Source organism: uncultured Hymenobacter sp., assembly GCF_964242765.1.
Lineage (GTDB): Bacteria > Bacteroidota > Bacteroidia > Cytophagales > Hymenobacteraceae > Hymenobacter.
In genome coordinates this window covers 74,513-86,747 of sequence record NZ_CAXTBM010000007.1, presented here as the reverse complement: position 1 = coordinate 86,747, position 12,235 = coordinate 74,513, and the positions used below count along the sequence as shown (strand labels likewise).

Genomic DNA, 12,235 nt, shown 5'->3' with positions numbered 1-12,235 from the left:
ATTTTACCGTTAGCAAGAGCAAGGTAATGGCCTGCTCTATCCGGCGCGTTTTCTTGCCCTTCTTTGGTTTTATGCAGATACCGCTTACGCCTTTAGTTGTGCTCCTGTTTGCGGTTATCGCCCAGGCTGTATTTGCGGCGGCGCTGTTGGGGCTGGCCCGTGCCAACCAGTTGCCCAACCGCTTTCTGGCCCTGCTCATGCTGGCCATTGCGCTGTGGCTGCTCGACGGGTTTTTCCGGGTGGCCGACATCTACGGGCAAAATCCGAACTGGTATTTCGCCCCTATCTACTATTCGTTTGCCTTCGGACCGCTGCTTTATTTCTATGTCCGCAGCCTTATCAACCATGATTTCCAGTGGGAAGCGCACTACTGGGCACACTTCGTGCCCGTGCTGCTACAGGCGGCCCTTTACGGCTGGCTGCGCTTACAAGATTACGAAACCCGCAACTGGTTTTGGCAAAGCATTCACCGGCCCTACACGTACCGCGTCGAGTTTGTGGGCACCTGGCTTTCGCTCACCGTGTACTTGCTGCTGAGCTTGCGCCTGCTGCGCCACTACCGCCGCTGGCTGCTCGACAATTTTTCGGAAACGTCGCAGCTGCGGCTGCTGTGGCTACGCACGTTGTTGGTGCTTGTGGCGGTAGTAAGCGTGCAGTGGCTGGCGGAACTGGTGCTACGCGAGTTCTTCGGACTTTACTACCGCTACGACTACTCCACGGAACTGCTCGGCGTGGTGGTGTTCCTGATTGGAGTAGTTGGCTTGCGGCAAGCCGATATGTACGCCGTCCGCTTCGCGCCGGAAGAAGGGGAGGCCGATGCTTTAGTACCGGCGGCTGCCTCGTATGCAGCCGCGCCGGAAGCTGCTCCGCTGAAGCCCAACGGGGCAGCGCCTGCCGCACAAGCGTATGCCGTAGTCGCGCAGCGAAACACGGAAAGCGCTGCTTCCTTGCCTGGAGTTGTTGGAAACAAACTTAGCGCAGCAGCAACGGCCGCAAAACCTGCCGCTACGGCGGTAGACGCGGCCGTGGTGGCGCGTATTCGGCGGGCCCTGGAAGAAGAGCGCCTGTACTTAAACCCTACGCTCACGCTGGCCGAACTGTCGGCGCATACGGGCTTGGCGCCCCGGCTCATCTCTTTCACCGTCAACAACGGCTTCGGCCAGCCCTTCAACGATTTGGTGAATAGCTACCGGGTAGCCGAAGTAAAGCGCCGCCTTGCCACCTCCGATGCCCAGCGCCTCACCCTTCTTGGCATCGCCTTCGAAAGCGGCTTTAATTCCAAGACCACCTTCAACCGCATCTTCAAGCAGTTCACCGGCGTAGCCCCGCGAGACTTTAGAGTGAATGAGGCTGGTGGCTAGCTGTTTAGCTTGCTTGTATTAACGCTCTTCCTCAGTCACTCTAAAGGACGCCCATATCATGATATGGGGCGTCCCGGTGCTGGATCTGGGGCGTTTGGGGTGTTTTGAGCGGGCACCTTTGGGTCATACTTCAACCCGGTATGACCATGAAACTACTCCTCCTGCTAGCTGCCTTAGTGGCAACCCCCGCCGTCTCGCTGCTGGCTCAAACTACTGCTGCTGTTCCTTCAACTTGGTCGGACCACAGCCGCGTGCTGCCCGACAAGCTCCGGCAGGTGCCCGTAGGCCTCACGCTCTGGCACACGCCCAATCCTGTTTATCCACAGCCCAATCCCGAGCAGCCGGACGGCTACGTGTGGAAGCACAGTACCACGGTTCGTTCGGAAGTAGGGGAGTTGGAAGTAGTGGAATGTGGCAGCTTCATCTGGTATAACGCCGAAGGCTGGAAGGCCAATATGCGGGAAACTCCGGCGGAATTTGCCGAGCTGTTCCGCTGCCCCGGTGCACGGCTTCAAGCCAGCCAGACCTACACGTTCGAGAAAAACTACCGCTACGCCGACAGCGCCCAGCGCCTCTACGGCGGCGACGCGCTCTGGTACGTGCTGGCCAAAGACAAAACCGGCAAGCTCTACAAAGGCACCAGCCTCATCGAAACCGAAGCTACCGTGCGCTGAGCGGCACCCACATTTTTCTCGCACAGTCTGTCATCTCCTTCCAATTTCCCATGAAAACTATCCTCGCCTTCCTGCTTGTTCTGTCGCTCGCCTCTTTCCAGCCAGCGGCCACTATCTACCAAGCCAACCCGGACGCCAGTCAGCTCACTTGGACCGGCCACGCCGAAGCCGGAACTTGGGCGCCTACGGGTTCCGTACAGCTACAGCGTGGCACCTTCGAGTACGACGGTCGTACGCTGCGCAACGCCCGCTTCGAGTTCGACATGCGCACTATCAAGCAGGAAGATGCCAAGTTAGCCGAACACCTGCGCGGCACTGATTTCTTTGACGCCGAACAATATCCGACGGCCGTGTTTGTGCTGCGCGAAATGAAGGACGGTACGGCTGCCGGCCAGCTTACCCTCAAAGGCACAACCAAACCAGTGCAGTTTCCGCTGACCCTGGAGCGCCTGCCCAACGGCCAACTGCGCATCAAAGGCACCGCCACCCTCGACCGCACCCAGTTCGGCATTAATTACAATTCCAGCAGCTTTTTCCAGAACCTGGGCTCCTACGCCATTCGCAACGACTTCCAGCTTGCCTTCACTATAGTAGCGGCGAAATCGTGAAATTGTGAGCCGGTGAGATGGCCGTTCTGGTTGCGCCGACTCGCCCCAATAAATACAGCTTCACAGCAGCACCCCATCCACGGCCTGAAGGCGCTCCGGCAGCGGTGTGTCGCCAAGCAATTCGCGCAGGTCGATTTCAATGTTGCGGCAGATGGCGGACATCGGTACGTCGTTGAGGCCGTTTTCGAAGGGGTTTTCGCTGGCATCACCGACGGATTCCATGGAGAAGAAAACCCAGGAAATCAGCACGCTGAACGGCAGCGCGAGCCATACCGCGTTAGGCCCGAACTTGGCCATTTCGCCGATAAGCGCGAAAGGCAGCAGGAAAGTGAAGAGGCCGACGAAGATGGTGCTGAAATGGGCGTACTGCCGCGGGAAGGGAAAGCTCTTGATTCGCTCGGCCCCGCCTTGCTGGGCGAAGCACTCCACCACTAGCGCCGATAGTGCAGCGTGCTCGAAGGCATCGAGCAGGCCTCGGGTTTTCAAATCGGCAAGCTGCGCGGCATGGGCGTGCAGCAGCAGGTTGGGCACGTTGGTGGCCCCGCAGTCGGTGCAGGCCAGCTCGAAAGAAGGCAAGAAGGGCGCCAGCGTGGCGTGCATTTCTTCGGCTTGCCGGTGCTGCTGCTCCACCAGCTTTACGTGCAACGACCGAACCGTGGGGTCCTCCTGCCAGAGCACCCGGCGCCGGAGTTGCAGCCGCAGCGCATTCACCCAGCCTACCTGCCGCAAAATCAGCTGCCGCCGCAACCGGATGATGGCGTCTGGATTGTCGTCGTACTGCGCGCGACCCACCGTCGTGTTTACCAGCGTCGCCCACGACCGACTGGCGTTGGTGATGGCGCCCCAGATGCGCCGCGCTTCCCAGAGCCGCTCATATGAGGAGTTGTTTTTGAAGCCCACATAAAAGGCCACCGCCGTGCCAATGGTGGCTACTGGCAAGAACGGAATGGCTACGAACGTCCAGCCCAGGCCTTTGTAAACGGCCAGCACCACCACGCTCAACAGTGTGAACCACAGCAGCTCCCGCCAGCAGAAGAACAAAATAATGCGCAGGGGAAAGGTTTTGTTGGTATACATCGGGGTAGAACAAAGAGGTGAACGGTAGCCATAGTAAGGACCAGCTAAGCATCAGGCTACCGCGACTATAGGCTCCTTCTTAATCCAAGCAACAGCTCTTGGAAGCGCGACCGACTACTGGCTTATTATTATATGTTCTCAATATAGCCGGTCAACAATAATGCTTTGCAAGGTATAACGCCATCAATAGCGAGAATGAGAAGCGCATTTGTGAGCTACTATTTCCAGTAAACTCGTAAAAGCCAATGGCTATCTGAAGGCCCCCCAATGCCTTATGGGCCTCAGCGAAGCGGTTATGGCAACGCCTGCTGGCTGGGCGGCGTACAGTCGGGTAGAATTTCCTGTCACCTTCCAAACTTCCTTTCCCATGAACCATAACGACCGCATCGAAGAGACCATCCGCAGCATCTACCACACGTTCGAGCATCCTAGTGCGCATCCCGTCGATGCCGGCCTTGGCGCTATCGACAGCTGGATTGCGGCCCTCGATGGCCTCGGTGGTTCGGCTTTGATGGGCATTCAAAGCCAACTACGTACTCTCCGCACCCATGTGGAGCGCGACGACCGGCCCGCCATTGCGGCCTCGCTTCAGCAGTTGGGACAAGATACTTCCCTGGCAGCGCGCGATTTACACGGCGAAACCGGCGACCATCTGCGTCACCTGGGCCAAACGCTCATCACAGCGTCCGGCAACCTCAAGGTGTCGTAGAACAGCTGTTAAGTTTTCGATAATAAATTAATGGTGTATAAGATTTAGGCCGGTCCGGCTCCTGCGGGGAGATAGGGCCGGCCTTGTTTTTTGCACCGTAATTGAGCTAGCGCGTAGCTGACGAGCTACCAACTAGCGCGTAATATGTTTTCTTGAACTTTGTTTCAAGATTTGAAAATCAACATTGAGGAGCCGGGAGGGTAGTAGAAGTGTTCATTTCTTTTCCAACCAAACCACTTTGCTATGAGCTCTTCCACCAGTCAACTCGACGCCACACTACAAGCCCTCGATGGTGGCCTAACCGCCGCCGCACCAGCCGCCGCTGGCAACATCCAAAGCTGGATTTCCACGCTCAACGGCGCCGGCAGCCCATCCCTGAGCGCCATTGCCTCCGAGCTAGAAAACCTGCAAACCGCCATTGGTAGCGGTGATAGTGCCCAAATTGGTCAGTCGTTGAAAACGCTAGGCGAGCATACCACCAAAGCCGCCGAAAGCGCCACTCCCGACGCCAGCGCCAAGCTCCAGCAACTCGGCCAAACGCTCAGCTCGGCCGCTACCTCGCTGAAAGCGTAAGTTTGCATGCCAGCAACAGAAAAGGCTGCTCCAACAATTGGAGCAGCCTTTTCTGTTGCTGGCAGCTGTAGCTTCATTCGGCGCTGCTAAGCCTGGGGCAGCAAGGCTGCTACATAGTGGGCCGAGGAAGAAGTGCAGGCGGTAAATTAACAGAGCCACTGCGGTTTTAGTAGGGGCGCGAGACTCGACAAACCAGCTTGGAAGCACAAGCTGCGCCGTAATTGAAAATAATATGGCATGGCCAACCCTAACGTTAGGGATGCAGTAGATAAGGATTCCTCATTTTCCACCGAACCCCTTACGCTATGTCTGTTTCCCATTCTGCCAGCGCCGACCAACTCGAAGCATCCCTGCGCATTTTCCGCAGCGGCGACCTTGCCCAAGCCCTCGACCTCGCCCACAAAAACATCGATGGCTGGATCCAAATGCTCCGCGCTTCCGGCGAGACGGCCCACGCTACCATCGCCGCCGATTTAGTGCAGCTAAAAGGCTTCCTCAACGGCACCGATCCCAATCCCATCAGCGACACGCTGCAAACGTTAGCTGAGCACATCAACAGCATTGTCGATAACGCTAACCCGCGCTTCATCAACTCCCTCGACGAGCTATCCAAGGCCCTCACCGACGCGGCGCGCAACCTGCAACACCAGCGCGACTTGCAGCAGCAATAAGCTTGTAGTGGTTGAACTGAACCATTAAGCCCAACAAAACGGCCTACTTTTCCGAAGCGGAAGTAGGCCGTTTTGTTGGGCTTAATGGCTTACGTTTGGCTACTCAATAGCCCGCCGCCGTATCGTCGCCGCGGGGGTCGGCGCCGCCTTCCAGCCGCCCGTTGGGTAGCACCCGAATCACTTCAATGCGGCCCCACGGACTGCGGGAGTTTAGCTTGTAGCCCCGGGCGCGCAACGAGTCTTGAGCGGCAGGGAGCAGGGCTTTTTCTTCTACATCGATATAATCGGGGAGCCACTGGTGGTGCAGACGCGGCGCAGCCACAGCTTGTTGCGCGTTCATGCCGTAGTCGAGGGTGTTGATGATGGCTTGCATGACGCTGGTGATAATGGTGCTGCCGCCGGGAGTGCCTACTACCAAGGCCAATTTCTGATTTTTGGTGAGGATGGCGGGCGTCATTGAGGATAGCATCCGCTTGCCGGGCGCAATGGCGTTGGCTGCGCCGCCTACTAGGCCGTAGGCATTGGGCGTGCCGGGCTTGCTGCTGAAATCATCCATTTCGTTGTTTAACAGGAAGCCCGCGCCGGCCACCACCACTTTGCTGCCGTAGCCGCCGTTGAGCGTGGTGGTGCAGCTTACCGCGTTGCCGGTGGCATCCACAATGTCGTAGTGCGTAGTTTGGTCGGATTCGTAGCCGGGTAAGCCCGCGCCCGCCGCTACTTGGGCGCTGGGCGTGGCCCGGTAGGGTAGAGTGGACGCCATGCGCTGCTGGTTGTACGGCTTGTCGAGAAGCTGTGCTACCGGCACCTGGCCGAAATCCGGGTCGCCGAGGTAGGTGGCGCGGTCGGCATACACGCGGCGCTCGGCTTCCGTAATCCAGTGCGTGGCCTGCGGAGAGTGCCAACCGGCTTTGCCCAGGTCGTAGGCTTCCAGCATTTGCAGCATTTGCAGCAACGCCACGCCGCCCGAGCTAGGCGGCGGGAACGTCAGTATTTCGTAGCCATGGTACTGCCCGTGCAGGGGCGTGCGCCATTTGGGCTGATAATTAACTAAGTCTTGCTTGCTGATAAGGCCCTTGCCGCGCTGCATTTCCGCTGCAATCAGTTCGGCAGTTTGGCCGGTGTAGAATCCGGCGCGGCCCTGGTCGCGGATGCGGCCGAGGGTGCTGGCCAAGTCGGGATATTTAATGACGTCGCCAGTTTGCCAGGGGCGGGTAGCCCCGTCAGGACGCACGTAAGCTGGTGGCGTAGTGGGGTTGTACTTCAAAAAGTTTTCCCGCTGATTGTTGAGGCCGTTAACTTCCTTTTCCGTCAGCTTCAACCCTTGGGCGGCGAGGTCCACGGCGGGTTGCACCACGTCGCGCCACGGCAGCTTGCCTAGCTTTTTGTGTACGGCCTCCATACCTGCCACCGTACCCGGCACGCCCGCCGCCAGGTGGCCGAGCGTGCTTAAATCGGGTATCACATTGCCTTGCTTGTCGAGGTACATATCCCGCGTGGCGGCGGCCGGCGCGGTTTCCCGGAAATCTAGCGCGCCTTCCGTGCCGTCGGCACTACGATAAAGCAGAAAGCCACCTCCGCCAATATTACCGGCCGTAGGTAGGGCCACCGCCAAGGCAAACTGCACGGCTACTGCGGCATCGTAGGCATTGCCGCCCCGGCGCAGTATCTCGACCCCAATGCGCGTCGCCTCCGGATGCGCCGAAACCACCATGGCCTTCTCCATCACGACGGGTGTAACGGCCGGCACCGGGGCCGCTAGGCTAGCAGCGGCCCCAGACGTAATAACTGCCTCTGGGCGCTGCCCCGTGGTACAAGAGAAAACAAGCCCAGCCAGGGCCAGCGGAAGAAAATGTCGTTTCATAGAGCGAAGGTAGTTCGGGGTAGCGCGAAGCTTCGGCTTCGGCATCGGAGCAGAGCGAGTATACGATACGTCGCCATCTGGTCCTAACACCAAGGAAAAAGCTAGGTTCGAAGTAAAGCAACTGCGCTGGGTTTGCACGCTAGCGCCTGCTAAAGGAATTTTCATAAAATTGCCGCCAGGGAGCAAGTACATCCTTTTGCGCCTGGCGTTCAGCTGGCTTGTACCTTCGTATACCTTCCTATCTTACCGATTCACGCTCTTACTCCTGCTCCTATGGCCCCCGATATGCTTATTCCGGCTCTGAAAACACCCCATCTTCCCCTGGTGCAGCAAGACCCCTGGCTCATGCCTTTCGAGCCCGTATTACGCCGCCGCCTCACGCGCCTAAACCTTCGCCTCGACGAAATAAAGGATAGTTGGGGCTCTTTGAGCAAGTTTGCTTCCCTGCACCAGCACTTGGGATTGAACTACGATTCACGCAAGCGGGGTTTCTGGTACCGGGAGTGGGCGCCGGCCGCGGAAGGCTTGTCGCTTATCGGGGATTTCAATGGGTGGGACCGGTACGGCACGCCGCTTACGCGCGGGGAGGATGGCGTTTGGGAAGTATTCTTGCCCGACAGAGACTACAAAGACCGCCTCACCCACGGCAGCCGTTTCAAGGTGCACGTCCGCACGGCCAAGGGCGGCAAGGATCGGCTGCCGGCTACCTTGCACCGCACGGTTCAAGACGAGCACACCCACGACTTCGCCGGCCAGCTCTGGCGCCCCGAGAAGTCCTTCGTCTGGACCGACCAGAAGTTCCGCATCCACAACCACGTCAAGGAACCGCTGATTTACGAAGCGCACGTGGGCATGGCCACCGAGGACGAGCGAGTGGGCACCTACCGCGAGTTTGCCGATAACATCCTACCTCGTATTCAAGATGGCGGCTACAATTGCGTGCAGTTGATGGCCGTGATGGAGCACCCGTACTACGGCTCGTTTGGCTACCACGTCGCCAACTTCTTTGCGGCCAGTTCGCGCTTCGGTACCCCCGAAGACCTGAAGTATTTAATCAACGAAGCGCATCAGCGCGGCATTGCGGTGCTGCTGGACATCGTGCACTCGCACGCCGTGAAGAACGAAGCGGAGGGCCTAGCTGATTTCGACGGCGCCGGCAATCAGTATTTCCACCCCGGCCCGCGCGGCAACCATCCCGGTTGGGATTCCAAGCTCTTCGACTACGGCAAGCCCGAAGTGCAGCGCTTCCTACTTAGCAACTTGCGCTACTGGCTGGAAGAGTATCACTTCGATGGCTTCCGCTTCGATGGCGTGACGAGCATGCTCTACCAGCACCACGGCGAAGGCGTGGCCTTCAGCGGCTACGAACAGTATTTCGGGCCCGAAGCCGACGAAGATGCCATTCTGTACCTGCAACTAGCTACCACGCTGGTACACGAAATGAAGAAGGGCGCACTGCTGATTGCCGAAGATATGAGCGGCCTGCCCGGCTTGTGCCGCCCTATTGTGGAAGGCGGCGTTGGGTTCGACTACCGCCTTGGCATGGGCATTCCCGATTACTGGATCAAGCTACTCAAACACACCCGCGACGAAAACTGGAACCTGCACGACCTTTGGTACACGCTTACCAACCGCCGGGCCGGCGAGAAAACCGTCGCCTACGCCGAAAGCCACGACCAGGCCCTCGTTGGTGACAAAACCCTCTCGCACTGGCTGCTCGACAAGGCCATCTACGAGCACATGCGCAAAGACGACCCCGACCCCATAACCGACCGGGGAGTGGCCCTGCATAAACTCATCCGGCTGCTGACGCTGAGCCTCGGCGGCGAGGCCTACCTCAACTTCATCGGCAACGAGTTCGGCCACCCGGAATGGGTGGACTTCCCGCGCGAAGGCAACAATTGGAGCTACCACTTTGCCCGCCGCCAGTGGAGCCTAGCCGAAAACCAGGACCTCAAGTTTCAGCAGTTGCTGGCCTTCGACCACGCCCAACTCACGCTGGCCCGCAAAAACCATTTGCTAGCTCATCCGGCCGCGCACCAACTCAATATCGACACCGTCAATCAGGTGCTGATTTTCGAGCGGGGCCCGTTGGTGTTCGTGTTCAACTTTCACGTTTCGCGCAGCATCCCCGACTATCACTTCTTCGTGCCCAAATCCGGACGCTACCGCATTCTGCTCAACACCGACGCCCCCGAATTCGGTGGTCACAACCGCGTCGATGCCACTCTAACCTATGAAACCTTCGAAGAGGAAGGCTTGGAAAAACTTAGTCTTTACGTCACCAACCGCACCGCTTTGGTCTTGATGCGGATAGGGTAGGAGCCCTTATTCTTAAAGCAAAAAGCCCGTCGTGCTCAGCACGACGGGCTTTTTGCTTTGATTGAACTTAACTCAATTTTTTGCCGGCTTCCGCACCTTCCAGTACTTCCTGAATGCGCCGGATGCGGGCTTCGGGCTTTTTGGCGCGCTCCACCCATTGCACGTACTCGCGGCGGTGAGGGTAAGCTAGTTGATCGAATTTAGCGCGCAAGCCAGCTCGGTCGAGAGCACGGGCGAGGTCGTCGGGAACGGTGAAACCGGGTTCGTCGGTATCCAGCGTCATGGTCACGTGCACCGGCATGCCCCATGTTTTATCCACGGCGTTGCGCAACTGCTTGTTTACCGCCAGGATGTGGTGGCCGTCTTCGTCGAGGGTTAAGGGCAAACGGAACGGGAAGCCGTCGAGGGTGCCGCGCACGTGTACTGGTCCGCGCTGCCCAAATACTTCTGGCACACTGAAAGGGATGAAAAGAAACACGCCTCCGTCGCTGGGGTGCAACTCTAGTTCGGCATCGAAAACCTGTTCCTGAGAATCAGCCATAGAAAAAACGCAAAGTGTAGCGCGCAAACTCTTGCGCGCCGCAAAGGTAGCACGAGGGCTTAGCTAACCAGAGTCAAACAAAATAATTGTCTGGTTGAGTACAGTTTTTTCACCCCTACCTTATTTGCATCAAGACACTTCCCGCAGCGCCGACAAGATAGTTTCAGCAAGAAGATCGGGCTCCTGATTGGCAGCCCGGCTCAGGCGGCGCACGCGCTGCGGAGCTACATCGTGCAGCTCTATCACCCGCAAAGCCAGTTCGGCGGTGGCTGTTAGCACCAAGTCGGCGCGGCGCAGGGCAATGCGCTCTAACTCCATCACCCAACCGCGGTCAGCGGGCGTATTTCGCTCCTGAGCTAGGCTATAGACGTGCAGCACCAGCGGCTTGCCCGTAAGCTGCCGAATTTCCATGCCCGCCAGCCACGACTGCCAATCAGAAGCGTAAATCACAGAAAAGTCTTGGCTGGAAGCTAGCCGAGTAGCCAGGCGGGCGTACTGAATAACGCGAAAGTTCAGGCTGGCATCGTCGGTTGGTATTGCTTGCAAAGCAGCCGTTGCCACATCAAGAATGGATTGATGAACTGGCAACTCCGCCATCCAGCCAGTCGGGATTACTTCGGCCGGCACTCCATTGTTGGAATGAACGCTAGGTGCTTCCGTAGGCTGCGGTACCGCTTCCTCACTTGCAAACGCATAGTCATCGGATTGCGGAGCAACCTCATCGGATGCCAGATCCGCTGCTTCACCAACTGCTACCGTTCCAGCCGATACCTCGTCCGGCGCGGCAAAATCGGCGGCCGCTGAAGAGGACGACACGTTCACCTCCTCATCGGAGCGGCCTATGTAAGGCGCGGCAGGTACTCCGTTCGAACTATTTTCCTGATCGAGCGTAGCTCCGATGTAAGGCGCCACGGGCCACTGCAAGGTCTGTGACCGGTCGGATTCGTATAGGGCCTCTAGCTGCACGAGTTCCTCGGCCGTCAAATTGCCAAGGCCCGTAGTTTGTACGAGGCTGGAGAGTTGCATCGGCTCGGAGAGGCGCGGTAATAGCAGCGTTAGCTCAGCGCGCGGGGCGAGGGCCTGGAGTAGGGCAGTGGTTGGCGGTACAACTTCGGTGGACACGTTGGGCGTGTCCCAGCCTAGTAGCAATACCTTTAGTGGGGCAGTTTTCATGATCGGCGGCGAAGGAGAGCGGTAGTACCCAAAAAATGCGCTGGCAGGGCCGCTAGAGCAATTATAGGGAATGATGGTCAATGTTAGGCAAAATTCGTGGGATTCATTTTTACCTTTGCAAGCTGAACAGGACTTTTTCGGGCTTGTTCAACTCACTCTCAATTCCTGTGCTTTTTTCTTTTTATCCACATATCCTTTATGAACGAAAATAATTTCGAAGGCCAAAATTATATGGTGAACGACCTGGTCGCTAAGGCGAAACAGGACTTCTTTCCTGGTCAAGTAGTTGCCAGTCAGCAAGAAGGCACCGACTTTATCTTCCGTTGCGACAATGGTGTTCAGTTACGAATAGAGGTGATTACCGACAAGGTGCTGCGGTTTCGCTTTGCCACCGATAACGGGTTTGCCCCCGATTTCAGCTATGCTTTCCCCGAAGGCGTGCCTTCCCGGCAAGAGCCTGTTTTTTTGGAGTTTCGCGAAAAAACCGACCACTTTCGCATCACCACCGACCGCCTGATTTGTACCGTCTCGAAAGAAGGGTTGAGAACGCGCGTGCTCAACCGTTCGGGACTGGTACTGATGGAAGATGATAAAGGCTTCCACTGGGAATACGACTACGATTCCGGCAACGACATTGTGAAGATGAGCAAGCAGGTGCAAAGCGG

The 12,235-nt window shown here is 57.8% G+C and carries 12 protein-coding genes; 8 read left to right on the top strand and 4 right to left on the bottom strand.

Translation table 11 applies throughout. From position 1 onward, the window contains the following. Window positions 1–71: 71 nt before the first annotated feature. The 3 genes from ACFE7X_RS04600 (at window position 72) to ACFE7X_RS04590 (ending at window position 2,643) form a co-directional block, all read left to right on the top strand. Entirely contained in the window at window positions 72–1,361 is a 1,290-nt protein-coding gene (locus ACFE7X_RS04600) for a helix-turn-helix domain-containing protein (protein ID WP_375434488.1), read from the top strand. A gap of 146 nt (window positions 1,362–1,507) precedes the next feature. Beyond that, window positions 1,508–2,035 carry a hypothetical protein gene (locus ACFE7X_RS04595; protein ID WP_375434487.1) on the top strand — a complete coding sequence of 176 codons (528 nt, stop codon included), beginning with the start codon at window positions 1,508–1,510 and terminating at the stop codon, window positions 2,033–2,035. Between the two features lie 50 nt (window positions 2,036–2,085). Then, complete coding sequence (locus ACFE7X_RS04590; RefSeq protein WP_375434486.1) at window positions 2,086–2,643, top strand: YceI family protein; 558 nt, start codon at window positions 2,086–2,088, stop codon at window positions 2,641–2,643. A gap of 60 nt (window positions 2,644–2,703) precedes the next feature. Here the strand turns inward: ACFE7X_RS04590 and ACFE7X_RS04585 are convergent, their stop codons facing one another. Next, complete coding sequence (locus ACFE7X_RS04585; RefSeq protein WP_375434485.1) at window positions 2,704–3,720, bottom strand: bestrophin family protein; 1,017 nt, start codon at window positions 3,718–3,720, stop codon at window positions 2,704–2,706. Window positions 3,721–4,087: 367 nt separating this feature from the next. On the opposite strand from ACFE7X_RS04585, the gene ACFE7X_RS04580 reads away from it, so the two are divergent. The 3 genes from ACFE7X_RS04580 to ACFE7X_RS04570 all read left to right on the top strand — a co-directional run bounded on the left by ACFE7X_RS04580 (window position 4,088) and on the right by ACFE7X_RS04570 (window position 5,673). Continuing rightward, complete coding sequence (locus ACFE7X_RS04580) at window positions 4,088–4,429, top strand: hypothetical protein (RefSeq protein ID WP_375434484.1); 342 nt, start codon at window positions 4,088–4,090, stop codon at window positions 4,427–4,429. Window positions 4,430–4,672: 243 nt separating this feature from the next. Beyond that, window positions 4,673–5,002 carry a hypothetical protein gene (locus tag ACFE7X_RS04575; RefSeq protein WP_375434483.1) on the top strand — a complete coding sequence of 110 codons (330 nt, stop codon included), beginning with the start codon at window positions 4,673–4,675 and terminating at the stop codon, window positions 5,000–5,002. Window positions 5,003–5,307: 305 nt separating this feature from the next. Next, entirely contained in the window at window positions 5,308–5,673 is a 366-nt protein-coding gene (locus ACFE7X_RS04570) for a hypothetical protein (protein ID WP_375434482.1), read from the top strand. Window positions 5,674–5,776: 103 nt separating this feature from the next. Here ACFE7X_RS04570 and ggt read toward each other — a convergent pair whose 3' ends face one another. Beyond that, the gene (ggt, locus tag ACFE7X_RS04565) at window positions 5,777–7,534 is read right to left on the bottom strand and encodes a gamma-glutamyltransferase (protein WP_375434481.1); all 1,758 of its coding nucleotides are present in this window, start codon (window positions 7,532–7,534) and stop codon (window positions 5,777–5,779) included. A gap of 273 nt (window positions 7,535–7,807) precedes the next feature. Here ggt and ACFE7X_RS04560 point away from each other — a divergent pair, with 273 nt between their 5' ends. Then, on the top strand, window positions 7,808–9,856 hold the full coding sequence (locus ACFE7X_RS04560) for an alpha-amylase family glycosyl hydrolase (RefSeq protein WP_375434480.1): 2,049 nt from the start codon (window positions 7,808–7,810) through the stop codon (window positions 9,854–9,856). A 67-nt stretch (window positions 9,857–9,923) separates the two neighbouring features. Here ACFE7X_RS04560 and ACFE7X_RS04555 read toward each other — a convergent pair whose 3' ends face one another. Then, window positions 9,924–10,397 carry a YdeI/OmpD-associated family protein gene (locus ACFE7X_RS04555; RefSeq protein ID WP_375434479.1) on the bottom strand — a complete coding sequence of 158 codons (474 nt, stop codon included), beginning with the start codon at window positions 10,395–10,397 and terminating at the stop codon, window positions 9,924–9,926. Window positions 10,398–10,526: 129 nt separating this feature from the next. Further along, on the bottom strand, window positions 10,527–11,570 hold the full coding sequence (locus ACFE7X_RS04550; RefSeq protein WP_375434478.1) for a glycosyltransferase: 1,044 nt from the start codon (window positions 11,568–11,570) through the stop codon (window positions 10,527–10,529). Between the two features lie 198 nt (window positions 11,571–11,768). Between ACFE7X_RS04550 and ACFE7X_RS04545 the strand changes: the two genes are divergently transcribed. Then, a partial coding sequence (locus ACFE7X_RS04545) for a DUF4968 domain-containing protein (RefSeq protein WP_375434477.1) occupies window positions 11,769–12,235 on the top strand: 467 nt, incomplete at its 3' end.

Coding starts and splice junctions, on each gene's coding strand:
- ACFE7X_RS04600 (WP_375434488.1), top strand. CDS start 72: ATGCAGATACCGCTTACGCCTTTAGTTGTGCTCCTGTTTGCGGTTATC.
- ACFE7X_RS04595 (WP_375434487.1), top strand. CDS start 1,508: ATGAAACTACTCCTCCTGCTAGCTGCCTTAGTGGCAACCCCCGCCGTC.
- ACFE7X_RS04590 (WP_375434486.1), top strand. CDS start 2,086: ATGAAAACTATCCTCGCCTTCCTGCTTGTTCTGTCGCTCGCCTCTTTC.
- ACFE7X_RS04585 (WP_375434485.1), bottom strand. CDS start 3,720: ATGTATACCAACAAAACCTTTCCCCTGCGCATTATTTTGTTCTTCTGC.
- ACFE7X_RS04580 (WP_375434484.1), top strand. CDS start 4,088: ATGAACCATAACGACCGCATCGAAGAGACCATCCGCAGCATCTACCAC.
- ACFE7X_RS04575 (WP_375434483.1), top strand. CDS start 4,673: ATGAGCTCTTCCACCAGTCAACTCGACGCCACACTACAAGCCCTCGAT.
- ACFE7X_RS04570 (WP_375434482.1), top strand. CDS start 5,308: ATGTCTGTTTCCCATTCTGCCAGCGCCGACCAACTCGAAGCATCCCTG.
- ggt (WP_375434481.1), bottom strand. CDS start 7,534: ATGAAACGACATTTTCTTCCGCTGGCCCTGGCTGGGCTTGTTTTCTCT.
- ACFE7X_RS04560 (WP_375434480.1), top strand. CDS start 7,808: ATGGCCCCCGATATGCTTATTCCGGCTCTGAAAACACCCCATCTTCCC.
- ACFE7X_RS04555 (WP_375434479.1), bottom strand. CDS start 10,397: ATGGCTGATTCTCAGGAACAGGTTTTCGATGCCGAACTAGAGTTGCAC.
- ACFE7X_RS04550 (WP_375434478.1), bottom strand. CDS start 11,570: ATGAAAACTGCCCCACTAAAGGTATTGCTACTAGGCTGGGACACGCCC.